The sequence below is a fragment of the Lacipirellula parvula genome (genome assembly GCF_009177095.1).
GTDB classification, from domain to species: Bacteria; Planctomycetota; Planctomycetia; order Pirellulales; family Lacipirellulaceae; genus Lacipirellula; species Lacipirellula parvula.
This window is the reverse complement of the sequence record NZ_AP021861.1, coordinates 2,532,912-2,558,078: the sequence shown is the minus strand read 5'-3', so window position 1 is coordinate 2,558,078 and position 25,167 is coordinate 2,532,912. Positions and strand designations below refer to the sequence as shown.

Below are 25,167 nucleotides of genomic sequence, written 5' to 3'. Positions count from 1 at the left end.
GGCTCTGCCGGTGGACGATGTGAAAAACAGCTTGGGTGGTAGTTCGTCCACCGGCGGAGCCGGTGGCTTTTATGTCGTCGCCAACAGTGTTTAGGTCTCGCCCGCGGCGGCAAGCGCCGGGTCGAGGTGAATTTCAGGAATCAAATCAGGTTCGATCTCTAGCTTCGGAAACTCATCGGTCGCAGCCATCACCGCCGCGAAGCACTGGTCCATTTGCCCGAGAAACGCCTCGAGATCGATGCCACGGCAGGCAGGTTGGAAGGTTTCCAGATACCCGCGGCTCGACAAGTAGACTTTCTTCGCGCCGCGGATGTTACCGTTGCCGAAGTGATGAAGCGCGACCGCCGCTTGAATCAGCCCTTGATAGAACTTCCGCAGCGGGCCGCGGTATTCGGTCCACAGTTCTTCCCAAACTTCGTGAGCCTCAAAGAATTCGCAATCGTTGAAATAGCGAATGCCTTGGTCGTAGAGCGAATCGTCTGATTCGGCGTCGTGCGGCATTGTGCGGTGGCTCCGGGCGGCGCGGCTGACGTGTCGGCACAGGCGGCCAGGGTCGGGGAACGATCCGTTCGGGTGAATCGCTGGTGGATTATAGACGTGGCGCCCACGGCGGGCCAGAAACGACAAGGCGGCCCCAGTACCCCGCTTTTGCGGCCGCCGTTCGAGCGGGTTGACACTATCGGCGCCGCCCTCACAATTGGTCGACTGACGGGAGAATCGGCCCCTCTGAGGCCGTGGGAACACTCTCCCGGAGGCGGCCCGGGCCGGTCTCAACTCACCATGGCAGGCGAAATATGACTGGTCGGAAGCCTGCTGGCAGCCCTCCCGCGGCCAAGAAGCCGCCCGCCGCCATCGGCAGCCACGCCGAGGTCAAACGCCGCGCGGGACAGGTCGTCCGGGCCCTCAATAAGGAATATCCCGAAGTCGAGTGCGCCCTCGTCCACAACTCGCCCTTCGAGTTGCTGGTCGCGACCATCCTCTCAGCTCAATGCACCGACGCCCGGGTGAACATCGTTACCCCCGCGCTGTTCGCTAAGTACCCCGATCCCGCCGCCTTCGCCGCGGCGCCACTCGCTGGGATTGAGAAGGCCATCCAGAGCACCGGCTTCTTTCGCAACAAAGCGAAGAACATTAAGGCCGCATCCACGGCCATCGTCGACGACCATGGCGGCGAGGTTCCCGAAACGCTCAACGAACTCGTCGCTCTCGCCGGCGTCGGCCGCAAGACGGCCAACGTCGTGCTCGGCGTGGCGTTCGGCCAAGCGACCGGCGTCGTCGTCGACACCCACGTCGGCCGCCTGAGCCGCCGACTCGGCCTCACCGCGAACGACGACCCGGTAAAAGTCGAAGCCGATCTGATGGCGATCATTCCGCAAACGGAATGGATCGACTTTTCACACCGCCTCATCGCACACGGCCGGCGAGTTTGCATCGCCCGTAAGCCAAAATGCGACGAGTGCACGATGCTGAAATTCTGCCCGCGCATTGGCCTCCCCGCCGCCTGATTCCTCCGACGGAGCGTTCCATGATTCTTTCCGGTCAAGAAATCGCTGCTCGCCTCGGCGGCGACGTGAAGATCGAACCGTACAATCCGGCGGCGCTCAACCCTAACAGCTACAACCTCACGCTCCACGACGAGCTGATGGTCTACGAGGAAGTGATCCTCGACATGGCCAAGGCGAACCGCGTCCGCCGCGTGCAAATCCCGCCCGAAGGATTGGTCCTCAGCCCGAACCAGCTCTATCTGGGCCGGACCGTCGAGCGGACCGAAACGCACAACCTCGTGCCGCAGATCGAAGGCCGTTCATCGATCGGCCGGCTGGGACTGTTCGTACACGTGACCGCCGGCTTCGGCGACGTCGGCTTCTGCGGCTACTGGACGCTGGAGATTTTCGCCGTACAGCCGATCCGCATCTACCCGGGCGTGCCGATCTGCCAGATCTTCTACCACGAGATCACCGGCGCCTACGCCGAGTACGCGAGCAAGTACCAGCACAACCACGACATCCAACCGAGCATGCTGTTCCAAGAATTCGCGTCAAAGAACGGCGCCGACCCGCAGCTTCCGTTAAATTTCGACGCCGAGCTAATTCTCTAGTAGCCGCCGGGCAACGACCAGCCGGAGCGTCCCCGCAAGCGGCAATGAGAGCGCAAACCCTCTCGCTTGTGCTTGCCTCCGCTCCTCAACGCCAACGGCGTTGCATCATCCAGCCCGGGGTTGATTGCGCAAGCAATCTCCCCCGGGTCGACTAGCCAGTTCGCCGCACCAACCCTGAAAGGGTTGAATCAGCTCGCTAGCCAAACGGCCGACGCAACCCTTTCAGGGTTGTGATCAACCGCGATCCAAAAATCCCAGGGTACGCCGCTGCGCGTCGAACCCTGGGCTGGAAGCTTGAACGCTTTCAGCGTTCGCAGTCGCGGGTCAACGACCCGCCGGAGCGGCACTCATAAGACGAACCACTAAGACGCAAAGGGGCGCTAAGACGCACCAAGGAAGAAAGGGGAAAGTGATTTGGACAGGGCGGCCCACCCCATTTCCTACCTACCCTTCTCTCAAATTACTTCGTGTTTCTTAGTGGTCTTCGTGCCTTCGTGGTTAATCTTATGCTCCCTAATCGTCGCAGCACCACCGCCTACATAATCGCAAAGTAATTCGCCACTGCGTAATCGAAATACTCCACCGTCATCTCCGGCGGTTTGCTGATGTAGTGGCAATAATTAACGATCTGCAGCAGCAAGTCGCGCGGCTGGCAGCAGCGGAACGGGCGGTGGATCGCCTTGTAGTGGTTGTTGACCAAATGGTCGAGCGCCGATTGCTCGAAGCGAATCCCCAGCTTCGGCGCCATGATCTGGAACAACGCGCGAAACTCTTCCTCCGACGGATCGAGCACTTCGATCTTGTACGGAATACGCCGCAGGAACGCATCGTCGACGAGTTGCTTCGGCTCGAGGTTCGTCGAGAAAATAATCAGCTGATCAAACGGCACCTGAATCTTCTTGCCGTTGTTCATCTGCAAAAAGTCGTACCGTTTTTCGAGCGGCACGATCCAGCGATTGAGCAACTGATCGGTCGTCATCCGCTGCCGGCCGAAGTCGTCGATGACGAGGGTGCCGCAGTTGCTCTTCATCTGGATCGGCGCTTCGCTCACGTTGACGCCGGCACTCGATTGGACTTCGAGCGCGTCCATCGTGAGTTCACCGCCGACGACGATCGTTGGCCGTTTGATTCGCACCCAGCGGAGGTCGATCGGCTTCATCTGCAGCGGGCCGGTCGGCTCGTTGAGCGGCGCTTCGGTGTGCAAGCCTGGGTCGAAGACGCGCATGATTTCGCCGTCGACGCTAATCGCCCGCGGAATCCAAATGCAATCGCCGAACGCCGCCGTGACCCGCTCGGCGATGCTCGTTTTGCCGTTACCCGGCGCACCGAACAAGAACAACCCGCGGCCCGAATTCACCGCTGGCCCGAGCCGCTTGAGCATGTTTTTGTTGATGAGCAGATCGGCGAACGCCTTTTCCAGGTCGCTCTGCGTCGGGTGCTGCTTCGTCAGACTTTGCTCTTTAACGCTATCGCAATAAGTGGCGAGTGGCACCGGCGCGGCGCCGAAGTAGCTACAAAGTTCGGAAAGCTTCTTCGCGCGGTCCCGCCCCATGTCGGTGAGCTGATAAACGAAGTCGTTCATCGGCGCCGAGCCGCGGAACGCGACCAGCTGACCGAGCTTCATCTCCTGCAACACTGGCGCGAGCAAGCGGAACGGAATCGCGTGTTGATCGGAAAGCGCGCGACCGCTCATTTCGCCGCAGGCGGCGAGGCACTTGAGTGCGAGATGTTCGAGTTGGCTTTCACTGACGCCGGCCGCTTTAAGCGACTGGGGCTCGAGCGGCCGCCACGGTTCGGCGTCTTCGGCCTCGGCATTGCGCGACGCCGGCGGGGGCGTCGTGCGGATCGACCGCGCCGCGGCCAGCGTGGGCGGATCGATCATCGTTGTGTTCGTGCCTGAGACTTCGCGCGGCGGCGCGGCGACGGGAGCAGCGACCGCGGCCTGTCCCTCGGTGCGCGTACTCTCCGCGAGCTGGTGAATCCGCGCAAGCATCGACTCTAAATCGTTCGACGCGCCGGCAGATGCCGGACGATTCGGTGCGGAAACAGGTGAGTCGGTGCTGCTCATCGTAGGCGCAACTGCCTGGGGAGCGGTAGAAAAGGTGATTCGTAAGTGCGCGACGTCGGCGCAAGCTATCTTACGTCGTAGACTTACCCCGCGCCGGTTGCGATTGGCCGCGGCAGGCGCTGTCGGTACAACCCGTACGACTGGCGCGAAGCTTCGGCTCATTCGTCGTTCAAAACCCAACTGTGTCGCTCCGGCGGGCCGCCCGCCCGCGGCTGCTGAGTTTCGCGTTATGCAATACGTTATTACTGCCGTTGGGCCTGATCATCGCGGGCTTGCCGATCCGATCGTCCATTGCGTGACGCAACTCGGCGGCAACATCGCCGAGATCCAGATGTACGACCACGACGAAGCGTCAGTCTTTTCGATGCTGACGCGGGTCGAGCTTGATCCGGCTCACGACGCGACGCTGCGGCAATCGGTCGCCGAGATCAGCGAACGAACCGGCCTGTCGATTCGCACTTGGGTTCCCCGCGAACCGGGCCGCCGACCGCGACTGGCGATTTGTTGCACGCTCCGCACCGAAACGCCCCGCGCCGTCCTCACCGCCATCGCCGACGGGACGATCAACGCCGACGCCGCGGCGATCATCAGCAACCGCCAAGTTTGCCGCGGCCTCGCCGACGAGTTCAACGTTCCGTGGCATTACATCGGCGACGCCGACGGCTCGGTTGACGACGATCGGTTGATCGACATCTGCGACGAACTGGGCGTCGATTACATCATTCTCGCCCGTTACATGCGGATCCTGCCGCCGTCGAGCTGCTGGAAATACGCCGGCGGTCGGATCATCAACCTCCACCACGGTTTGCTCCCTTCGTTCCCCGGCATGCGTCCTTACCACGACGCCCACGCCGCGCGGATGCTTACCTATGGGGCCACTTGCCACTTCATCGTGCCGGAGCTCGACGCCGGTAATCAAATCGTCAACCAAACGACCTTCACCGTCGCCCCCGGGACGCCGCGCGACGAAATCATCCGCCGCGGCGAACAGCAAAATGAACCCGCCTGCCTCGTCGAAGGCGTCCGCCGCGTCGTCGACGGCGAGGTGGCGCTGCACTTCAACCGCGTTGTCGCCCTCAAGTAGTTTGAATTGAACCACGACGGCACGACGGAATGCATGCAAGCATTCCGTCTCCTCTTCGCGCCTTTGCGTGAGACGCTTCTTTTTCAAGATCTCACGCAAAGGCGCAGAGGCGCAAAGGAAATACAATGACGGGCAGCGATCGCTTGTCGGTTTTCGTCGTGTCCGTTGTGTCGTCGTGGTTTGCTACCTCCCTGAAGTGCAGCGATGTTATCTGTTCAGCTTGAATGCCAGGATTGCGGTTGGTGGACCCTTTGCGGTGAGGCGGAGGTTGTTCGTCGGTTGCGGCCGCTGGGGCACTTTCGTCGGGCGACCGATCCGCCGGAGGAGATTGTGCGCGAGGTGCTCGCCCAGGATGGGCACGCCCTCCCCTGTGATCGCTGCAAGAAGCCAAAATTAAAGCTGACGATCGATCCGGACCAATCCGACGGCGACGAGTGGGAGCAGGTCGTCATCTGCGAGATTTGTCGCGAGCCGATTCCGCCGGAGCGGCTCGAGTTCAAACCTGATGCCCGGCGCTGTGTCGGTTGCCAGGATGCGGCCGACCGCGGTCGGTCGTTTGTCGAACCTGATTACTGTCCCAAATGCGGCGCCTTGCTCGAAATCCGCGTCAGCCGCGGCGGCGGGCCGACTCGGTACAAGCTGTTCTGCACCGGCTCGCCCTCGTGCCGGCTGTAGTTATGTCGTGTTGTGTCGCGTTTTGCATTTTTGGCGACATTAAGCGTAAGTTGTTTTGTGGTTTGTGGTTATGCGGCCAATCGCGGGGACCGCGACCACCGGTCGCGGCTTTTTCGCCTGGTGGACGGCGCATGGTGATTGACGCCGGCGGGAACGCTTTCCGCGGCGTCGGGGTTCGAACGCGACTGAACCACTAAACACATATACAGTAGAGCGGCGCCGGTGGCCGAAAGCAACACGGTTTTCAGCCACACTTCAATCCGTTTGGGGCGGCCGCGGCCCTGTCCCATAGAAAGCAGGTGGCCGCTGCTCTAAGGTGGAAGATTCGCTTCGACTCGGACGGCCCGCTGAGGGAGTTCCGCTACCGATTGCACCCCGCCGCCCGCTCGCCATGCCTGCCGCTTCGCTCAATTTGATCGCCACTTCCGCCTTCGGTTTGGAGGCGGTCGTCGTCCGCGAACTGAGCGATCTCGGTTACGCCGCGAAGGTCGCCCGGCCCGGGCGAATCGCGTTCAGCGGCGATGCGTCGGCGCTCTGCCGGGCGAACATGTGGCTCCGCTCGGCCGACCGCGTGCTGGTGGAGCTCGCGTCGTTTCAGGCGGCCGACTTTGACGCCTTATTCGATACGACGCGCGACTTCCCGTGGGAAGAGTGGATTGCCGCCGACGCGGCGATCCCGGTTGGCGGGCGATCGGTCAAGTCGCAACTTTCGAGCGTGCCGGCGATTCAGCGTTCGGTGAAGAAGGCGATCGTCGAGCGGCTGCTCGCCGCGCGGCCAGGCGTGGAACTTCCGGAAACTGGCGCGCCGATCGCCGTCGAAGTGTCGCTGGTCAACGATCTCGCGACGATCGATCTCGACACGTCGGGCCACGGTCTTCATCGCCGCGGTTACCGCACGCTCGCCGCGGCGGCCCAATTGCGCGAGACGCTGGCGGCGGCGATGGTGCAGCTCAGCTTTTGGAAGCCGGAGCGTCAACTCGTCGATCCCTTCTGCGGCACGGGGACGATTGCGATTGAAGCTGCGATGATCGGGCGGCGGCTCGCGCCGGGACGGAAGCGGGCGTTCGCCGCGGAGACTTGGGAGCAAATTCCGGCCGCGGCCTGGCAAGCGGCCCGCGAGGAAGCGGACGATCTCGCGCTGCCCGCGCTGCCGCTGCGGATCATTGGCTGCGACGCCGATGGCGAGTCACTGAAACTTGCTCGCTACCATGCGGGACTCGCGGGCGTGGCCGACGATGTTCACTTCCAGCAGCATACGTTCGATGAGCTCACCAGCAGCCGCAACTATGGTTGCGTGATCACGAACCCGCCCTACGGCGTGCGGATGGGCGAAGAGGCGGAGATCGAAGAGCTGTATCGTTCGATTCCGAACGTGCTGCGGCGATTAAAGACTTGGTCGCATTTTATTCTGACGGCGCATCCTGACTTTGAACGGCTCGTCGGGCAGCAGTCTGACAAGCGGCGGAAGCTGTACAACGGGCGGCTGCAGTGCAATTTGTTTCAGTTCTTTGGGCCGAAGCCGCCGCGGCGGAAGGATGGGGTTGCTAAGACTAGCGGCGATAATGGCGTGGGAAGCGGCGAAGGGGTCGGGGACCTTTTGCCACTGGAGAGCGCCAATTCAGAAGAGAGTCGCGAGTGGCAAAAGGTCCCCGACCCTGTTGAGCGTCCCTCGTCACAAGCTCCACCTGATTCGTCAGATTCAACTCTCAAGAATGCTCCGGCTCCCTCCCCCTCGAGGGGAGTGCTGGGGAGGGGGGCTGAAGTGGCGGAGTCGTCTGCCACTTCAATCACCCCTCCCCTATCCCCTCCCCCTCAAGGGGAGGGGGACCAAACGGGGGCAAGTTGGGAGGTGAGCTCGGCGGCGGAATTCAGTGCAGATTCAGGCTCGCACGAGTCCAACGTAAGCAATGTTCCGCAGCAACCACGCACGCCGCGCCCGGTGCAGCGCCCCGCCTTCGGCGGCCTACACGCCGACGCCGAACGCCAAGCCGCCGACTTTGGTAACCGCCTAAAGAAGCTCGCCCGCCACTTGCGCCGCTGGCCGACGAAGCGCGGCATCACTTGCTATCGCATCTACGAGCGCGACATCCCCGAGATTCCGCTCGTCGTCGATCGCTACGAAGACGCGCTCCACATCGCCGAGTTCGATCGCCCCCACGAGCGGACCGCGGCGGAGCATGCCGACTGGCTCGACCATATGGTGCGCACCGCGGCCGAGGCGCTCGAAACGCCGGAGGATCTCGTCTTCGTCAAGCGACGTCAACGGCAGCGCGGCACGGAGCAGTACGAGCGGTTCGATGATGCGCAGGTCGTGAGAGTCGTGAACGAAGGGGGGCTCAAGTTCGAAGTAAACCTGTCGGACTACCTCGATACGGGCCTGTTCCTCGATCACCGCGTCACCCGCGGCATAGTTCGCGACGCGGCGGCCGGCAAGCGGTTCCTCAATTTGTTCGCTTACACCGGTTCGTTCACCGCGTACGCCGCGGCGGGCGGGGCGAGCGAAACGACCACCGTCGATCTGTCGCCGGTGTACCTTGAATGGGCTGAACGGAACCTGGAACTCAACGGCCTCCACGGGCCGCAGCATCGGCTCGTTCGCGACGACAGCCGCGAGTTCGTCGCGTCGCTGGGCGGCCGGCCGCAGTTCGATCTGGCGGTCGTCGATCCGCCGACGTTCTCGAACAGCAAGCGGGTCGAGGACGACTGGGACGTGCAGCAAGATTACGAGTGGCTGCTCAACGAAGTGCTGCGCTGCATGACGCCGAGCGGCGTGATGTACTTCTCGACGAACTCGCGGAAGTTCAAATTCGACGAGCAAGCGCTGCGCGGCGCCGCGGTCCGCGAGATTTCGAATAAGACAGTGCCGGAAGATTTTCGTAATAAACGAATCCACCGCTGCTGGCGGATTGTGAAGAGTTAATCACGAAGACGCAAAGTTAAAAAGAGAAGACCACCGCGGATTTCGCTGATGGCACGGATAGAAAAATGGGGAGCGAACTCACCCCTCACTTTATCTGTGAAATCTGCGCTATCCGCGGTCATCTTCCTTCGCGTCTTCGGAGTTGCCCTTTCCCTAGCTAAGCAATCAGCGGTCGCAGCACGCGGTAGCTGATTTCGAGCGACTTACGCCGCTTCTCAAGGCTCCCTTCGAAGGCTTCGTCTTCGACTTCGACGCAAACGGGACCGTCGTAGCCGACGTCAGCAAGGGCGCCGATGTACTTGCCCCAGTTCACGTCGCCGAGGCCGGGGATCTTGGCGGTGCTGCGTTGCATCGGCGGCACGAGCGAGCCGAGGCGGTTGAGCTTTTCGACGTCGATCCGCATGTCCTTCGCGTGGCTATGGAAGATTCGCTGGCCGAACTCGTAGACCGGGGCGATCGGATCCATCAGCTGCATCCGCAGGTGCGACGGATCATAGTTGAGGCCGAAAAAGACCGACGGGATCACCTCGAACATCCGCCGCCAGATGGCCGGCGTGCGGGCGAGGTTCCAACCAAACGGCCAGCTCTTGTCGATCATCATCGGGCAGTTTTCGATGCCGACCCGCATGTTGCGGTCTTCGGCGTAGCGAATGATCTCGGGCCAGACCTTTTCGAACTTCAGCAGGTTGTCTTCGAGCGACTCGTACTGGTTGGCGCCGATGAAGGTGTTGATGCCGGACAGGTCGAGCTTCGTCGCGGCGTCGATCACCTTGCGAACGTGGGTCCGCGCGATTTGCGCTTCTTCCTCGTCGTGCGACAGGGCGTTCGGGTAGTAGCCGAGTGCGGAGATCGCGACCTTGTACTTCTCGCACAGGGCGCGAATATCGTCGGCCTGCGCTTGCGTGAACTCGGTGCAGTCAATGTGGACGACGCCGCCGTACTCGCGGTCAACCGTACCGGGGGGCCAGCACATCACTTCGACGCAGTCGTAGCCGATCTCCGACGCGTGCTTGAGAACTTCTTCGAGCTTCAGGTCGCCGAAGATGGCAGTCACAAAACCAAGTTGCATGGCTACGCTCCAATCGGTTCCGAGTGATTCGGAAGCCTGTTTGAAAATACGTTCAACACAGAGAGCACAGAGGCCACGGAGAAGACAATGCGGCTAATGCTTTGCTCTGTGCTCTCCGTGTCCTCTGTGTTGAGGCATTCAATGTATTAGAAATGCAATGTATGTCGTTAAATCGCGCCGAACGCCGATTCCAAATCGCTGCGCAAATCCTCGTACGCTTCGAGGCCGACCGAAATCCGAATCAGCCCGTCGGCGATGCCGTGCTTCGCGCGGTCGGCCGCGTCGTAGCTAGCGTGCGACATCGACGCCGGCTGTTCGATCAACGACTCGACGGCGCCGAGGCTCACAGCGAGGCCGAACAGTTTGGTCGACTCTGCAAATCGCTTGCCATCGGCGAGGTCGCCCTTGATCTCGAACGACATCATGGCGCCAAACTGGCCGCCCATTTGCTTGCGAGCAAGTTCGTGGCCGGGATGGCTTGGTAACCCTGGGTAGAGTACCCGCGCGACGCGGGAGTGGGAAGCGAGCCACTCGGCCAGCTGCTGCGCAGTGCGGCATTGCTCGCGAACGCGGAGTTCGAGCGTCTTTAGCCCGCGGGAGCAGAGGAAGGCTTCAAGCGGCCCCATGACGGCGCCGGTGGCGTTCTGCACAAAGTAGAGTTCCTTGAGCAGCGCCGCGTCGCGGACGACGAGCGCGCCGCCCATCGCATCGCTGTGACCGCCGATGTATTTGGTGGCCGAGTGCATCACGATGTCGGCGCCGAGTTCAAGCGGCCGCGTGAGGACCGGCGTCGCGAAGGTGCTGTCGATGCCGAGGAGGGCGCCGTGGCGATGGGCGAGCTTCGCGCAGGCTTCGATGTCGGTGATCGACATGCGCGGGTTGCCGGGGCTTTCGATCCAGAGGAGCCGCGTCGCGGGGGTGAAGGCGGCTTCGACCCTCGCGAGATCAGTCGTGTCGACGAGCGTCACCGTGATGCCGGCGCGATTGGCGATTTTGTGGAGCAGCCGGTAGCTGCCGCCGTAGATGTCGCTGCCGGCGACGACGTGGTCGCCGCTCTTCAGCGAAGCAATGACGCAGTGGGTCGCCGCCATACCGGTGGAGAACGCCAAGGCGCCGACGCCCCCTTCGAGCGAAGCGAGGGTCGTTTCAAAATTCTTCCGCGTCGGGTTGCCGCTGCGGGAGTAATCGAACTCGCCCCAATCGCCGGCGCCTGGTTGGATGAAAGTGGTCGCCAGATGGATCGGCGGCACGACGGCGCCGGTTTCGGCGCACGGCTCGTTGCCGACGTGGATGGCGCGGGTGCGGAATTGCATGGGGAGGCAGGTGATCGGGGATCGGTGACTGGTGATCGGAGACGACGTTAACTTTACTCAAGCTTTTTGCGTAGGGAGCGCTGCAAGCCGACTAGTAGTCGACCGACTCGCGATGCCAACGCGTCGACCGGTTCAAGCTCTTCGGCCGCTACAAAATTCCGACGCTGCACGATTAGCAGCAACGTGCGAAGTTCTGCGAGCGAGCCTTGCGAGATGGCCAAATGTCGCAAGAGGTCCTTCGTAGAACCGCGCCCGCAACCTTCGGCAATGTTGGCAGGAACTGAAACAGACGCGCGTTGCATCTGGCTAATCAGACCAAAGCGTTCAGCAGCCGGCATCGACAAACACACATCGTAGACCGCATCTACTAAGTCGATGCCAAGTTGCCACACTTCGAGATCTTCGTGACTGCTGGCCATCGAACATTGCTCCAAAAAGCATTACCGATCACCAATCACCGATCCCCGATCACCCTCTCAGCTACGCCGTGGCGTCGAGCGCTTGGCTTAGGTCCGCAATGAGGTCGTCGGCGCTTTCGATGCCGCAGCTCATGCGAATCATGTTGTCGAAGATGCCGAACTGCTTGCGGGCCTCGGGCGTTTGCTGGAAGTAGCTCATCACGAGCGGTTGCTCGATGAGCGACTCGACGCCGCCGAGGCTCGGGGCGATGCGGGGAATCTTCACCGCGTCGATTACGTCGGCCGTCGCCCGCCAGTCGGCGTCTTTCACCAGGAACGTCACCAAGCCGCCGAAGCCGCGCATCGTCTTGCGGGCAACGTCGTAGTAGGGGTGCGACGGCAAGCCGGGGTAGTAGACCCTTTCGATCCGCGGATGGCCGGCGAGGAACTCGGCGACCATCATGCCGTTTTCGTTGTGCCGCTGCATGCGGAGTTCGAACGTCTTCAAGCCGCGGCCAAGCAGGTAGCAGTTTTGCGGTCCGTTGACGGCGCCCATGATGCCGCGGAGGTTGCGGACAGAATCCATCTTCTCCTTCGAGCCGATGACGACGCCGGCGAGCAGGTCGTTATGACCGCCGAGGTACTTGGTCGCCGAGTGAAGGACGAAGTCGACGCCCGCTTCAATCGGCCGGAGGTTGTACGGCGTGGCGAGCGTCGCGTCGATGAGCGTGTCGACGCCGTGCTTGCGGCCGATCTCGGCGAAGCGTTCGAGGTCGATGACGCTGAGGTGGGGATTGGTGGGCGACTCGCTGATGAGCATGCGGGTCTTGGGCGTAATGGCCGCTTCCATCGCGGCGTAGTCGCAGGTCTTCACCTGGCGCGTCGTCACGCCGAACCGCCCCAGGTGCTTAATACAGAACTCCCGGCTGCGGTGATAACACTCGTCGAAGAAGATGACTTCGTCGCCGCTGCTGAGCTTGGCCATCAGCAGGCCGACCATCGCGGCCATGCCGCTGGAGTAGAGGACGGCTTCTTCGCCACCTTCAAGCGCGGCGAGCTTGCGCTCGACGACTTTCTCGCCCGGGTTGCCGTAGCGGCCGTACTCTTCGCGGGGCTGCTCTTGTTCGATGAAGTCGATGATCGACTGCGTATCTTCGAACGTGTAAGTCGACGCGCAGAAGATGGCGTCGGTGATCGCGTCGCCCGGTTTTTGACGGGCCTCGCCGGCGTGGACGGCGACGGTGCCAAACTGTTGATCGGCGGCGGGGAGGGTCGGCGAGACGGAATCGTCTCCCGCGGACGGCTGGCGGGTCATCTGAGTGTGACTCATTTCTGGCATCTCGGTGAGTGGGCGGACGAGCCGCGAGGGCTCCTACGCAACGCACAGGCACGAAAAAAGCCGCATGCGCTCTCGGCAGATGCGGCTTGATGCTCACCAAGCTCCATAAAGATTGCCGCCGCCCCCTCTGCCAGCAATGGGCAAGGGGGCAACGGCTTGGCTCTTTAGCAGTCACGGCTGCAAGCGGCCACAAATCCCGAGTTACTTGAAGTCTAAGCGCGCCGCGGGGCAGATGCAAGTCGCTGGCGCCCGCAAATCCCCCCGTCAGCGGGATCAGACGGCCTTGACCGTCCCCTGACCGATTGAGACGATCCCCGCCCCGCACTGCTCAGAGTCACCCCGATGGGGCCCACCCCGATGACCCGCCCGTTCTGCCGCGTTTGCGCGGCGCCGCTGCTGTTGGCCATGGCGCTCGCCGCCGTAGGCTGTCGTTCACCTTACTACTCCGACCAAGGGGCCGGCATTGGCGCCCTGGGCGGCGCGGGCGTGGGCGCGATCGTCGGCAACGCCGTCGGCAGCACGGCAGGCGGCGCGCTGATTGGCGCCGGCGTCGGTGCGCTCGGCGGCGCGGCGGTGGGAACGGCGATCGATGATATTCAAGCGCAGAACCGCGCCGAGATCGCCATGGCGATGGGCCGCCAAGTGCAGGCGGGCGCCGCGACTCCGGAAGAGGTGATCGCGATGACGCGCTCGGGGGTGAACCCGGCGCTGATTTCGAACTATGTGCGGACCTCGGGCATGGCGCGGCCGCTCACCGCGAACGACGTCATTTATCTGCACAACAACGGCGTCGCCGCCGATGTCATTCAAACGATGCAAGCGCCGCCGATACCGATGGGGCCGGCGCCGGTGGTGGTCGCGGGGCCGCAACCGGTGATTGTTGAGCACTACTATCCGCCGCCTTACTACGGGCCGAGCCATTGCCATGGGCCTGGGGTGAGTTGGGGCGTGACGTTCGGGCACTAAGCGCATTGGATTTTGACAGGATTTACACGATCGCGCGGATCAACAGGATGAAATGCAAACTCGGAAGTCCTGGTATGCATTGAATCCTGTCGATCCGCGAAATCCTGTGATCCTGTCCAATCTTCGTCAATCGCCATCCCCATTCGCGACGGCACGGAAAAAACCACTGACGAAGTAGAAATTCTGCTTGCGACGCCGATCGTCGCCAACCATGCTCAGTCGCATGGCCAAGAAACTCCCCAAGCCGCTGCTGGGCGTGCCCGCGCCGGAGCGGATCGAACAGTCGATTCACGTGATCCGCGGGCAACGGGTGATGATCGATTCCGATCTGGCCCGGCTGTACGGCGTGAGCACTTCGCGCCTCAACGAGCAGGTAGCTAGAAACCTGGAGCGGTTCCCCGACGACTTTTCGTTTCTTCTTACCTGACAAGAGTTTACGGACTTGCTATCGCAAAATGCGATATCAAGTTCTAGCCATGGCGGCCGGCGGATTCCGCCGCGGGTTTTCACGGAACATGGTGTGGCAATGCTCTCGAGCGTCCTCCGCTCGCCAACGGCGGTGAGCGTGAACATCGCGATTATGCGGACCTTCGGGCGGTTGCGGCGGCGGCTGGCGACGCCAGGCGAGTTGGTGCAGCAGTTGACGGGGCTCGCGGAAACGGTGAAGCTCCAAGATCACCAGATCAAAGCGATCAGCGACGTGCTGCAGCGGATGTTGGAACGCCCGCCGGCGCCGCGACGGCAGATGGGATTTCATGTCGCGCCTGATGCGGACGATCTCGATCGCGACGACGAGCCGTAACCATTTTTATAAACTTCAAGAGAGACGACGCCGATGCGTGCAGAAATCATTGCCATCGGCGACGAGATCATCACGGGCCAGCGGCTTGATACGAACACGCAGTGGCTGGCCGAGCGGCTGACGGAGCTCGGCGTCGACGTCGCGTTCCACACGACAATCGGCGACAACCTCGCCGACAACGTGGAAGCGTTCAAGCTGGCGATGGGGCGTGTCGACGTGGTGGTCGCGACCGGCGGGCTCGGGCCGACGGCCGACGATCTGACGCGCGAGTCGATTGCGGCTGCGGCGGGCGTAGGGCTGGTACGCGACGAGGCGTCGCTGACTTACATTCGCCAACTGTTCGACCGTCGCGGCCGCACGATGCCCGAGCGGAACGCCGTGCAGGCCGATTTCCCGGAGGGAGCGACGGCGATTCCGAATGAGCACGGCACGGCGCCGGGCGTTGAGCTTCATGTCGACCGCGCTGATCGACTCCCGTGCAGCGTGTTCGCGCTGCCCGGCGTGCCGGCCGAGATGCGGCCGATGTGGGAGCAAACCGTCGCTCCCGCGATCGCCTCCGCGCGGGGCGAGGCGCGGGTGATTCGCCACCGCCGCATCAAGTGCTTCGGCGTTGGCGAGAGCCAGCTCGAAGCGATGCTGCCCGACCTTATCCGCCGCGGCCGAGAGCCATCGGTGGGGATCACGGTGAGCGACGCGACGATCACGCTCCGCATCACCGCCGCGGGGCCCGATGACGACGCCTGCCGCCGCGCAATGGAGCCGACGGCGGCGACGATTTACGAGATCCTCGGCACGATCGCGTATGGCGAGGAAGAGGACGAACTGGAAGACGTCGACTCGCGGCTACTGGTTAATCGGCATCAAACGGTCGCCGTTGCCGAATGGGCGACGGGCGGGCTGGTGTCTGAGTGGCTCGCGAAAGCGGCTCCGGTCGAGAGCGTCCTGGCTGGCGGCTTCCTCATCGGCAGTTTGAAGCAGCTGGAACAACTTACGGGCGAACCGGCTCTGCGAGACGCCGCGCCGAGCGATTCGCTCGTTGCCACGACGGCGGCCGAGTGGGTGCGTCGAACGATCGGCGCTGACTACGGCATTGGCGTCGCGGCGTTCCCGCCGATCCAAAACGGCGGAGCGGCGAAGCTTTGCATCTCGATCGCCGGCCCGGACCGGACGCGACGGCTGCAGTTCGATAGCGCCACCCATCCGGCCATCCGTCAAGCGCGGGCGGCCAAGCAGGCGCTCAATGCGTTGCGGCTGGTGCTGCTCGCTCGCGACCTGCCCGAAGAGACGCAAGCTCCGCTCTGAGCAGGCGTTAGCAGGTATCGACGGCCGCCTTTCGCGCCGTTCGCCACGGCGTATACTTTGGGCATGCACAAACTCCGCCTTGCCGCCGCTTCGTTGAATCAAACGCCCATGGACTGGGCGGGTAACCGCGACCGTATCCTCGCCGCCATCGCTGAAGCGAAGGCCGACGACGCGGCGATTCTTTGCTTGCCGGAGCTTTGCATTACTGGGTACGGCTGCGAGGATCAGTACTTCTCGATTGGCCTGCAGCGGACGGCGCTGGAGATGCTTGCCGAGATCGCGCCCGCCACTGAAGGCATGGCGGTGGCGCTGGGCTTGCCGCTGATGGTGAATCGCGGGCTCTACAACGCCGCGGCGCTCGTCTGCAACGGCGAAGTGCTGGGCTTCACGCTCAAGCAGCACCTCGCGGGCGACGGCATTCACTACGAGCCGCGCTGGTTCCGCAAATGGCCGACGAGCGCCGTCGAGCGGATTGAACTCGATGGCCGCGAGGTTCCCGTCGGCGACTTACTCTACAACTGCGACGGCGTGCGGATCGGCATCGAGATCTGCCGCGACGCGTGGGTCGCCGATCGCCCCGGTTCGCGCCTCGCCGCCGGCGGCGCCGATGTCATTCTGAACCCAACCGCCAGCCATTTTTCGTTTGGCAAGCAGGACATTCGCCGGCGACTGGTGCTCGAAGGCTCGCGCACCTTTGACGTCAGCTTCGCGTTCGCGAACTTGCTCGGCAATGAAGCGGGCCGGGCGATCTTCGACGGCGGAACGCACATCGCGAGCAGCGGCCGGATGCTCGCCGAAGGGCCGCGGCTGTCGTTCGCCGACCACTCGCTGATTTGCGCCGACATCGACGTCGAACAGACCCGCCGCTTGAAAGCGACGTCCAGCGAGCCCAGCCTGCCGCCGCATGCCTATGGCGGCGAGACAGTGCGGTCGTCGTTCAAACTGAAATCGCCGCAGCTCCCCTGCCCCGTAGCGAAACCGTCGCCGTGGGACGCTTCGCCGCCGCCGAAGAACGAGGAGTTCGCGCGGGCCGTCGCGCTCGCGCTGTTCGATTACTTGCGCAAGAGCCGCAGCCGCGGATTCGTGGTGTCGCTCAGCGGCGGCGCCGATTCTTCGGCGGTAACGACGCTCGTGTGGTTGATGGCGAAGCTCGGCATCGCGGAACTTAGCGCTGAAAAATTCGCAACCAAGCTTCCGCAGATTCGCGACCTTGGCGGCGCGAGATCGGCGGAAGCAGCCGTTGGCCGCTTGCTTGCCTGCGTCTACCAAGCGACGCGCAACAGCGGCGAAACGACGCGGAACGCCGCCGAGACAGTGGCGAAGGCCGTCGGCGCCGAGTTCCTCCAGTGGAACATCGACGCCCTCGTCGACGGCTACGTGTCGACGGTCTCCAAAGCAACAGGCCGCGAGTTGACGTGGGATCGCGACGACGTGGCACTGCAAAACATCCAGGCCCGCGCCCGCGGCCCGGCGGCGTGGCTGCTCGCGAACCTCCGCGATGCACTGCTACTAGTCACCAGCAACCGCAGCGAGGCGGCCGTCGGCTACGCGACAATGGATGGCGACACGTGCGGCGGGCTCGCGCCGATCGGCGGGGTCGATAAGGCGTTTCTGCTCGACTGGCTCAAATGGATGGAAGCAACCGGCCCGCAAGGCGTCGGCGCGCTCGCGGCGTTGTCGGTCGTCAATAATCAACGCCCGACCGCGGAGCTTCGTCCCCCGACCGAAGGGCAAACCGATGAAGGCGACCTGATGCCGTACCGCGTGCTCGACGCGATCGAACGCTCGGCGATCCGCGACAAACTGACGTCGGTCGAAGTGCTTGAAACCATCCGGCCGCAGTTCGCTAATGAATCGGTCGCTCAGCTGGGTCAGTGGGTCGAGCGATTTTTCACGCTCTGGTCGCGGAACCAGTGGAAGCGCGAGCGGTTTGCCCCCGGGTTCCATGTCGATGATCGCGGGCTCGATCCAAAGGGCTGGTGCCGGTTCCCAATTTTGAGCGGCGGGTTTGAGCGCGAACTTGCAGCTCTACGCGACTATCTGGCTGCGGCGAAGTAACAGCCGCCACTCCCCAACGCCCATTTAGCCCCGCCGCTCGCGGCAGGTTCGCTGGCTGACGCCCGCGGCTAAATGGCCGTACTCTCGTCGCCGGCCGCCAGCTTGGCGCCAGCATTCAGCGGCAAGCGGATTGGTTCTCGGGGCGCGTTAAATTGGGGACTTGCGCGAAAATCTGCCGCATCTCCGGAAACCCCTGATTATTCCGCATTTCTGAGTCCGATAAGTTGTTCCGAGCCCATAGTAGGTTGCCAAGACGCAATCTGCTCTGAGCGCTTGCCACGATACAACGGCAGGAGACAGGCGAGCACGCGTCGGCGGGGGTCGACGCGGCAGCCGACAGATCCACCCGGGGGGGCGGAACTGTCGCGCCCCTTCTCGTCGCACTAGGGGGAATGGACGGATGAAATCGCTTTTCAATCGCTCGACAGCGGCCATGGTCGCTGCCGCGCTCGCCTGCGGCGCCGGGGCCGGAACGAAGGCCTTGGCCCAAGTGCCCAACAACTTTCCCGCCGCGCCGCTGGCCGGCGGGCAAGCCGCCTACCAAGGAGGCGCCTACCAGAACGCCTACGGCGAATCGATCGTCATGCCTGCTAGCTACAACGCGCCTGGCCCCGGCTACGGCGAGATGTGCCAGCCCGGCTGTCAGCCTGGTTGCGAGTACGGCGATCCAGGCAACGCCGACTTCGGCGGCTACGGCACGCCCGACCAGTGTGGCCCGCACTACTTCGACATCGCCGCCAACGCGGTGTTCTTGCAGAGCGACCGCTCGTTCCGCGACGTGCCGCCGCTCGGCTCGGTCGGCGTCGCCGGTCCGACGATTCTCGACCTCGCCGACCTGAACGAAGACTACGAGGCCGGCTGGGAAATCGCCGCTCGGCTTGATCTCGGCCCGCTTTCGGTCTTCGAAATGACCTACATGGGGATCTACGATCTCGGGTTTAACACGACGGTCAACTCGGTCGACGTCGCGAACGGCGTCGACTACCAGTTGAACTCGGTCTTCTCCGAGTACGGCGTGTTCCCGATCGACGGTCTCGACGAAGGTTCGGTGTACAATGTCGACTATCAGTCGGATTTGCAAAGCACCGAATTGAGCTACCGCCGCTACTGGGTCGGTTACAATCCGCGGATCTCGGGCACCTACCTCGCCGGCTTCCGCTATGTGCGGATGACGGAGGAGATGAGCTTCGACGCCACGGCGCTCCTCGGCGACAGCAGCATCAACTGGGACACGACGAACGACCTCGTCGGCGCCCAACTTGGCGGCGACGGCTGGATTGCTCTGCGTCAGGGCCTGCGGCTCGGCGGCGAAGTGAAAGGCGGCATCTACAACAACCGCTTTAAATACGGTCACCAGACCAACATTCCCGATCCCGACATCTCAAACGTCAACTTCAACGCGGACGGCAATCAGGTGGCGTTCGTCGGCGAAGCGAAGTTCGACCTCGTCGCCGACATCCTGCCGAGCGTGTCGCTCCGCGGCGGCTACCGAGTGCTGTATATGAGCAGCTTGGTAACGGTCGGCAACAACATCGATCCGTTCAACGTCGCTTCGACAGCTCTCTATACGCAGGCCGACGCGGTGTACAACGGCTTCCACGGCGGCATCGAGTACATCTGGTAGACGCACGATCTCGCCTGCGAGATACCGCCTTCGACGACTCGACAAGCAGAAAATCTGGCAACTTCGCAGGCTCCGGCATCCACAGATGCCGGAGCCTGTTTTCGTTGGCGCCCTACAGGAGCGCCCTTCCAGCCTCCGGTCAGGCGCCGCGAGCATTCTGCCAGCCAACGCCTGTGGAAGGACGCAACCGCGCGGATGAAGGGCGGAATCCACGCCGAATCGTCACGCGAATTCCCGTCGCTTTCCCCAAAGCGTCTTGCCGCGTTCGTTTGGCGTCTCCCACTCAGGCGTTCCCGGGCGAAAATCCCTGCAAATCTGGGAATTTTCCGTTTGCACGGTTTTTGCCTAATCTGACGGCGCGAATTACAATGTCGGTTTGTCTGTGGAAAAAACAGTCGAAGACGGCACTTGAGACTTCTCCAGGGAGAGCGAGCGAAATGGGCAAGGGAAATTGGTTCCGGCGGGAGCGTGACCGCGCGCACGGCAAGCCTCGGCGGAATTCAGCGCAGCGACAGTTGACCCGCGGAGCCCTCGCTCACCGCAACCTGCTGACGTACGAAGAGTTAGAAGATCGTCGCGTGCTTGCCACGTTCGTCGTCAGCACGGACCTCGATACCAACCCCGACAACGACGCCGTCTATTACGGTTCGCTGCGCTGGGCCGTCAACCAAGCCAACGCGACCGCGGCGGCCGACGTGATTCTCTTCTCTGACGACGTGTTTGAGGGCGGCACGGCGCAGATCAATCTGAACCTTGGTCAGTTGAATATCACTCAGCCAGTGTCGATCCTCGGTCCAGGCGCGGGAAAGTTGACTGTCAGCGCCGACGCCGATTCGCGGATCTTCAATTTGAACATCGGCACGGACCAGCAAGTTCGAAACGTCACAATCTCCGGGATGACGTTGCAAGGGGGCAACATCACCGGCGACGACGCCGCCGCTCGCGGCGGAGCGATCTTCAGTCGCGAAGCTCTCACCTTGACCGAGGTCATCTTCAGCAACAACCGCGCGTCACAAGGCGGCGGCGCCGTCTACGCTCAGTTCGGCTCGTTGACCGTTGATCGCAGCCTATTTCAGAACAACAGCGGCGGCGGGATCGGCGGCGGCGGCATTCTGAACGCGTCCGGCGACGACAACTCACAGCCCTTCACGACGATCTCCAATTCGACCTTCTACGCCAACCGCGCTCCCGCAGGCGGCGCTAACGTTGGTTTCGGCGGCGGCGTTCTCAATCGCAACGGCAGGATGGAGATTTCGCAGAGCACCTTCTTCGACAACAGCTCGGGCTCAGGATTCGGCGAGGGCGTCGCCAGTTGGGGTAATCCGTTGCCAGAAGAAGAAGGCGCAGACCCGCCTCCAGAAACGGTCAAAACGCTAATGACGCACACCGTCGTCTTCCGCGAGGGAAGCGAGAGCGACGTCGCCGTCGTCGGCGAATCGGACGACGATCCGCCACTACCGCTGCTCAATTCGTTTGAAAATCAGGGCTACAACCTGATCGGCGCCTTAGGGGACCAAATCGAAGGGGGCGACGGCGATCTCGCGCCCGGCACCGATCCGCAGCTCAAGGACTTAGATGATTACGGCGGCTCCATCCCGGTGATGTTGCCGAATAACGATCCCGAAGACCCCGACTTCGACGGAATCAGCCCGCTCATCGACGCCGGCAATCCGGAGCGCACTGCCGGGCAGGCCGGCCTCTACGAACAACGCGGCCGCCACTTCACGCGCATCTACAGCAAGCCGGAGATTGAAGAGCCGATCATCGACATCGGCGCCGCGGAAGTCCAGGCCGTCGTGTTTTTCGTCGACTCCTTAGTCGACGAGTCGGACGTTCAATACTCGGGGACGACCGATCGCCTCACGAAAGTCATCGACGGCAACCTCGAAGGCGGGAACGACTTCTCGCTGCGCGAGGCTTTGGAGTTCTCTTTCAAGAACCCCGAACTCGATACGATCAGCTTCGCCGACTCGCTGAAGACGGAATACGATCCAACGTTGTCGGCGGCGCCGACGATCTTGCTGTCGCCTGATTTCGGCTCGCTCGTGATCGATCACGAAGTGATTATCCAAGGTCCGTCGACGTTCATCCTGGAAGTCGACGCGACTGGCACGGACGAGACGCCGTCCATCAACGACGGGTTTGGTTCGCATGTATTCGCGATCGACGACAACGACGTCGAGACGCTCCTCAACATCGAGATCAGCTACATCACGATGATGGGCGCCGACCAAGTCGGCCCGGGCGGCGGCATCTACTCGAACGAGAACCTGACGCTCCGCCACGTGACGATGAAGGACAACTTCTCGACGTTGAGCGGCGGCGCTATATTCACGCAGTTTGGCAATCTCGCCGTCTACGACAGCACCTTCAACAACAATGCCACCAGCGGCAACGGCGGAGCGATCTTCGTCAACACAAGCGGCGTGGCCGGCGTCGCGATCGAAGCGCTCATCGTCAATTCGACGATCTCCGGCAACACCGCCGGCGGACGCGGAGCAGGCATCGGCAACGATGACGGACACGTCATCATTCGCAATAGCACCATCACGCTGAACAGCGCGGCGTCGACGCGCGGCAGCGGCGTCTATAGCGCGAATTACTCGAATACGAAAACGGAAGTTTACTCTTCGATCATCTCGGGCAATCTCAATAACGACATTGAGTATGCAACAGGCGCAGCCAACACATTTTCGCTGGGCTACAACCTGATTGGCCGCGGCAACGCATCCTTCGTGTTCACCGCGACCGGCGATCGAAGAAACATCCTCAATCCGATGCTGGCCCCGCTGGCGAACACCGGCGGTTTCATCCAAACGCATCGGCCGTTGGCGGGCAGCCCCATTATTGACGCCGGCAACCCTGCCGACGTCAACGGCGAAGGCGATACGCCTGAAACCGACCAGCGCGGCGGGTCGTTCGTACGCGTTTACGACGCCACTGGCATGGGCGCAGGCCCCGGCATCATCGACATCGGCGCTTACGAACTGCAGCCGGCGGTACTCGTCGTCGACAGCACCGCCGACGTTGACAACGGCGATTATTCGGAAGGGAATCTGACTCTTCGGGAAGCAATTAAAATTGCCAACGAAAACCCGCTGCAAGACTTCATCGATCTGACGCAGCTGGTCGGTCAGATCAACGTCACCGGGACTTCGTTGACGATTACCGACTCGGTTTCGATCGAAGGCCCGGGTTGGTTCGATATTCGTATTTTTGGAACGAGCCTCACGACGGCTCCGATGTTCGTCATCAACGACGGCAGCGCGACGACCACCATCGACGTCAGCATTAAAGGCGTCGCCATCGAAAGCGCACGTGCAGGCGCGATCAACAACTCGGAAAACCTGACGATTGAACAGGTCTCCTTCCAAGCGAACCGCAACACGACCTCGGGCGGCGCCATCTTCCAGCAGAACGGCTCGCTAAAGATTTCCAACTCGCAGATGAACGGCAACAGCACGAGCGGAGCCAACGCCGACGGCGGCGCTATCTATGCGATCAACTCCACCGTCGAGATCCTCGATACGATCCTGGTCGGCAACACGGCGTTTGCAACGGGCGCCGACGGCGGCGCCATCGCCCTGAACAATGCGGTGCTCAACGCAACGCGCACGCTCATCAGCGGCAACCAAGCTCCTGCCGGCACGTCCGACGGCGGCGGCATCTACGCGACTGGCGCGCTGAGTGCGATCAATTTGAATGATTCGACCGTCAGCGGCAACTACACCACCGGCTCCAACTCCGAGGGCGGCGGCATCGCCTCTTATGGCGGGGCAGTGAATTTAGTCGATTCCGTCGTCAGCTTGAACCGGACGGCCGGAAGCCAGTCGACGGGCGGCGGCATCTACTTGAACGGCGGAACGCTTTCGGCCCTCCGGTCGATCATCACGCAAAACTCAACGACCGGGCTAAACGCTCCCGGCGCTGGCATTGCCATGATCGGCGGCAGCGGCTCGATCGTCGAATCAAGCATTCAAGGCAATACGACCTCGAATACCGGCGGCCACGGCGGCGGCGTTTACAACGTCGGCGGCGCGTTGATCATTCGCGACTCCTCGATCGTCGAGAACTTCGTCTCTCATGCTCAGTCGAAGGGGGGCGGCGTTTACAGCGACACGAACCTCGCCGGCACGCAATCGACGCTGATCCTCAACACGACGATCTCCGGGAATACCGCCCCGCTACGCGGAGCGGGCGTCTTCAACGCCGACGGGTTGCTTGAGATTTACCACAGCACGATCACGAACAACTCGAACACCGCCACGCCGTTCGCGTTGATGAACTCGGGCAACGGCGTGGCCAGCCAAGGAACGACGGCGACGCAGACGAAGATTTACTCGTCGATCATTGCCGGCAACGGCGGCGCTGCGACGGGAACCGGCACCGACGTCGACTTCGTCGACGGCAACGGCGTGAACTCGATTCAGTCGCTGGGTTACAACGTCATCGGCGTCGGCAACGCGCAAGCAATCTTCAATAAGACTGGCGATCAGGCCGGCGTTACCAACCCGCTGCTCGCTCCGCTGCAAGATAACGGCGGCGCACAGAACAACCCGTTCTCGGTGTTGACGCACGCCCTGCTCGCCGGCAGCCCGGCCATCAACGCCGGCAGCCCGACCTTCAACCCGAGCGTCTACAACCCCGCGCTGAACTTCGACCAGCGGGGCGAAGGCTTCGCTCGCGTCCAGCGCGGACGCATCGACGTCGGCGCCTTCGAGTCGGACCTGGCGCCAGCCTTGCCCGCTGACTTCACCGACGACGGCAAAGTCGACGGCTCCGACTTCCTGACTTGGCAGCGGAACTTTGGCAAGACGAGCGGCGCAACGAAGTCGCAAGGCGACGCGAATAACGACGGCCAGGTGAACTCCACCGACCTGACGATCTGGAAGACTGGCTTCGGTTCGGTGGCGGAACCGCCGGCCGCGATGGCCGCCGCCTCGACCACCGCTGCCGCCGTGACCTACACGGCGTCGCTGCTGGCGGAAGAAGAGCCGACTTCCACGTTTGGCTCGCAGGGAGTTGCATCGCCGGTGACGCCGCCTGCCGCAGTCGCATCGTCAACCGATGAAAGCCACGCGGACGCCAACGACTACGACTCCTTGGCGTCGCTCGGCGGTCCCGCGCGAGCTGCTGCCAAGACGGCGACCGCGGACGTCATTGACGACTCGTTGCTCTGGAACGACGGTGCGGTCAGCAAAGTCCGGTCCACGTCGATCTACCTCAATGAAAGCCGCTCGGAAGAACTCGACGCACTCTTCTCTGGTAATGAGGAAGAAGGCGCCGGCGACGAGGTTTTTGCCGCCTGGGGCGAAGAGCTGCTCTAACGGCGATCGCCAGGTGTCCGCCAACGTAGTGAATTTCGCGGCCCGCGCGCCCTAACGGCGTGCGGGCCGCTTTTTTTTGCCGCGCGAACCCCGCCTAGGTCGCTTGCGTCCTCGAGGGTATAAT

18 protein-coding genes are annotated in these 25,167 nt (G+C 62.6%); 12 read left to right on the top strand and 6 right to left on the bottom strand.

Annotated features, from left to right (window positions below; translation table 11 throughout):
• Positions 1-90: 90 nt before the first annotated feature.
• Positions 91-501 carry a DUF309 domain-containing protein gene (locus PLANPX_RS10105; protein ID WP_152098613.1) on the bottom strand — a complete coding sequence of 137 codons (411 nt, stop codon included), beginning with the start codon at positions 499-501 and terminating at the stop codon, positions 91-93.
• Between the two features lie 293 nt (positions 502-794).
• Between PLANPX_RS10105 and nth the strand changes: the two genes are divergently transcribed.
• Both nth and dcd read left to right on the top strand, forming a co-directional pair.
• Positions 795-1,505: an endonuclease III gene (gene nth / locus PLANPX_RS10100; RefSeq protein WP_152098612.1), complete on the top strand. Its 711-nt coding sequence runs from the start codon at positions 795-797 to the stop codon at positions 1,503-1,505.
• Between the two features lie 20 nt (positions 1,506-1,525).
• Entirely contained in the window at positions 1,526-2,098 is a 573-nt protein-coding gene (gene dcd / locus PLANPX_RS10095) for a dCTP deaminase (protein ID WP_152098611.1), read from the top strand.
• A gap of 535 nt (positions 2,099-2,633) precedes the next feature.
• On the opposite strand, the gene PLANPX_RS10090 is transcribed toward dcd, so the two are convergent.
• Entirely contained in the window at positions 2,634-4,166 is a 1,533-nt protein-coding gene (locus PLANPX_RS10090) for an AAA family ATPase (protein WP_152098610.1), read from the bottom strand.
• Between the two features lie 229 nt (positions 4,167-4,395).
• Between PLANPX_RS10090 and PLANPX_RS10085 the strand changes: the two genes are divergently transcribed.
• From PLANPX_RS10085 to PLANPX_RS10075, 3 genes are all read left to right on the top strand, one after another.
• On the top strand, positions 4,396-5,250 hold the full coding sequence (locus PLANPX_RS10085) for a formyltetrahydrofolate deformylase (RefSeq protein WP_152098609.1): 855 nt from the start codon (positions 4,396-4,398) through the stop codon (positions 5,248-5,250).
• A gap of 204 nt (positions 5,251-5,454) precedes the next feature.
• Positions 5,455-5,925: a TraR/DksA C4-type zinc finger protein gene (locus PLANPX_RS10080; protein ID WP_152098608.1), complete on the top strand. Its 471-nt coding sequence runs from the start codon at positions 5,455-5,457 to the stop codon at positions 5,923-5,925.
• A 391-nt stretch (positions 5,926-6,316) separates the two neighbouring features.
• Positions 6,317-8,845: a class I SAM-dependent methyltransferase gene (locus tag PLANPX_RS10075; protein WP_152098607.1), complete on the top strand. Its 2,529-nt coding sequence runs from the start codon at positions 6,317-6,319 to the stop codon at positions 8,843-8,845.
• A 157-nt stretch (positions 8,846-9,002) separates the two neighbouring features.
• On the opposite strand, the gene PLANPX_RS10070 is transcribed toward PLANPX_RS10075, so the two are convergent.
• The 4 genes from PLANPX_RS10070 to PLANPX_RS10055 all read right to left on the bottom strand — a co-directional run bounded on the left by PLANPX_RS10070 (position 9,003) and on the right by PLANPX_RS10055 (position 12,955).
• A complete protein-coding gene (locus tag PLANPX_RS10070) occupies positions 9,003-9,914 on the bottom strand; it encodes a sugar phosphate isomerase/epimerase family protein (RefSeq protein WP_152098606.1) in 912 nt (303 codons plus the stop codon).
• Positions 9,915-10,081: 167 nt separating this feature from the next.
• Entirely contained in the window at positions 10,082-11,227 is a 1,146-nt protein-coding gene (locus PLANPX_RS10065) for a trans-sulfuration enzyme family protein (RefSeq protein ID WP_152098605.1), read from the bottom strand.
• 53 nt (positions 11,228-11,280) lie between these two features.
• Positions 11,281-11,646, bottom strand: coding sequence for a four helix bundle protein (locus PLANPX_RS10060; protein WP_152098604.1), 366 nt, complete (start codon positions 11,644-11,646; stop codon positions 11,281-11,283).
• A 61-nt stretch (positions 11,647-11,707) separates the two neighbouring features.
• Positions 11,708-12,955, bottom strand: coding sequence for a trans-sulfuration enzyme family protein (locus PLANPX_RS10055; RefSeq protein ID WP_232536360.1), 1,248 nt, complete (start codon positions 12,953-12,955; stop codon positions 11,708-11,710).
• 351 nt (positions 12,956-13,306) lie between these two features.
• On the opposite strand from PLANPX_RS10055, the gene PLANPX_RS10050 reads away from it, so the two are divergent.
• The 7 genes from PLANPX_RS10050 to PLANPX_RS10025 all read left to right on the top strand — a co-directional run bounded on the left by PLANPX_RS10050 (position 13,307) and on the right by PLANPX_RS10025 (position 25,043).
• Complete coding sequence (locus PLANPX_RS10050; protein ID WP_152098602.1) at positions 13,307-13,930, top strand: glycine zipper domain-containing protein; 624 nt, start codon at positions 13,307-13,309, stop codon at positions 13,928-13,930.
• Positions 13,931-14,153: 223 nt separating this feature from the next.
• Entirely contained in the window at positions 14,154-14,357 is a 204-nt protein-coding gene (locus tag PLANPX_RS27740; RefSeq protein WP_198421872.1) for an ORF6N domain-containing protein, read from the top strand.
• 93 nt (positions 14,358-14,450) lie between these two features.
• Positions 14,451-14,732 carry a hypothetical protein gene (locus tag PLANPX_RS27735; protein WP_198421871.1) on the top strand — a complete coding sequence of 94 codons (282 nt, stop codon included), beginning with the start codon at positions 14,451-14,453 and terminating at the stop codon, positions 14,730-14,732.
• Positions 14,733-14,765: 33 nt separating this feature from the next.
• Complete coding sequence (locus tag PLANPX_RS10040; RefSeq protein WP_152098601.1) at positions 14,766-16,034, top strand: CinA family nicotinamide mononucleotide deamidase-related protein; 1,269 nt, start codon at positions 14,766-14,768, stop codon at positions 16,032-16,034.
• A 63-nt stretch (positions 16,035-16,097) separates the two neighbouring features.
• The gene (gene nadE, locus PLANPX_RS10035) at positions 16,098-18,092 is read left to right on the top strand and encodes an NAD(+) synthase (protein ID WP_152098600.1); all 1,995 of its coding nucleotides are present in this window, start codon (positions 16,098-16,100) and stop codon (positions 18,090-18,092) included.
• Between the two features lie 400 nt (positions 18,093-18,492).
• Positions 18,493-19,716: a hypothetical protein gene (locus tag PLANPX_RS10030; RefSeq protein WP_152098599.1), complete on the top strand. Its 1,224-nt coding sequence runs from the start codon at positions 18,493-18,495 to the stop codon at positions 19,714-19,716.
• 515 nt (positions 19,717-20,231) lie between these two features.
• On the top strand, positions 20,232-25,043 hold the full coding sequence (locus PLANPX_RS10025) for a choice-of-anchor Q domain-containing protein (RefSeq protein ID WP_172991962.1): 4,812 nt from the start codon (positions 20,232-20,234) through the stop codon (positions 25,041-25,043).
• Positions 25,044-25,167: the final 124 nt, after the last annotated feature.

What these genes read in the sequence shown, in the direction of transcription:
- PLANPX_RS10105 (WP_152098613.1), bottom strand. Translation starts at nt 501, where the DNA reads ATGCCGCACGACGCCGAATCAGACGATTCGCTCTACGACCAAGGCATT.
- PLANPX_RS10065 (WP_152098605.1), bottom strand. Translation starts at nt 11,227, where the DNA reads ATGCAATTCCGCACCCGCGCCATCCACGTCGGCAACGAGCCGTGCGCC.
- nth (WP_152098612.1), top strand. Translation starts at nt 795, where the DNA reads ATGACTGGTCGGAAGCCTGCTGGCAGCCCTCCCGCGGCCAAGAAGCCG.
- PLANPX_RS10060 (WP_152098604.1), bottom strand. Translation starts at nt 11,646, where the DNA reads ATGGCCAGCAGTCACGAAGATCTCGAAGTGTGGCAACTTGGCATCGAC.
- PLANPX_RS10075 (WP_152098607.1), top strand. Translation starts at nt 6,317, where the DNA reads ATGCCTGCCGCTTCGCTCAATTTGATCGCCACTTCCGCCTTCGGTTTG.
- nadE (WP_152098600.1), top strand. Translation starts at nt 16,098, where the DNA reads ATGCACAAACTCCGCCTTGCCGCCGCTTCGTTGAATCAAACGCCCATG.
- dcd (WP_152098611.1), top strand. Translation starts at nt 1,526, where the DNA reads ATGATTCTTTCCGGTCAAGAAATCGCTGCTCGCCTCGGCGGCGACGTG.
- PLANPX_RS10090 (WP_152098610.1), bottom strand. Translation starts at nt 4,166, where the DNA reads ATGAGCAGCACCGACTCACCTGTTTCCGCACCGAATCGTCCGGCATCT.
- PLANPX_RS10055 (WP_232536360.1), bottom strand. Translation starts at nt 12,955, where the DNA reads ATGAGTCACACTCAGATGACCCGCCAGCCGTCCGCGGGAGACGATTCC.
- PLANPX_RS10040 (WP_152098601.1), top strand. Translation starts at nt 14,766, where the DNA reads ATGCGTGCAGAAATCATTGCCATCGGCGACGAGATCATCACGGGCCAG.
- PLANPX_RS10070 (WP_152098606.1), bottom strand. Translation starts at nt 9,914, where the DNA reads ATGCAACTTGGTTTTGTGACTGCCATCTTCGGCGACCTGAAGCTCGAA.
- PLANPX_RS10080 (WP_152098608.1), top strand. Translation starts at nt 5,455, where the DNA reads ATGTTATCTGTTCAGCTTGAATGCCAGGATTGCGGTTGGTGGACCCTT.
- PLANPX_RS27740 (WP_198421872.1), top strand. Translation starts at nt 14,154, where the DNA reads ATGGCCAAGAAACTCCCCAAGCCGCTGCTGGGCGTGCCCGCGCCGGAG.
- PLANPX_RS10050 (WP_152098602.1), top strand. Translation starts at nt 13,307, where the DNA reads ATGGGGCCCACCCCGATGACCCGCCCGTTCTGCCGCGTTTGCGCGGCG.
- PLANPX_RS10085 (WP_152098609.1), top strand. Translation starts at nt 4,396, where the DNA reads ATGCAATACGTTATTACTGCCGTTGGGCCTGATCATCGCGGGCTTGCC.
- PLANPX_RS10030 (WP_152098599.1), top strand. Translation starts at nt 18,493, where the DNA reads ATGAAATCGCTTTTCAATCGCTCGACAGCGGCCATGGTCGCTGCCGCG.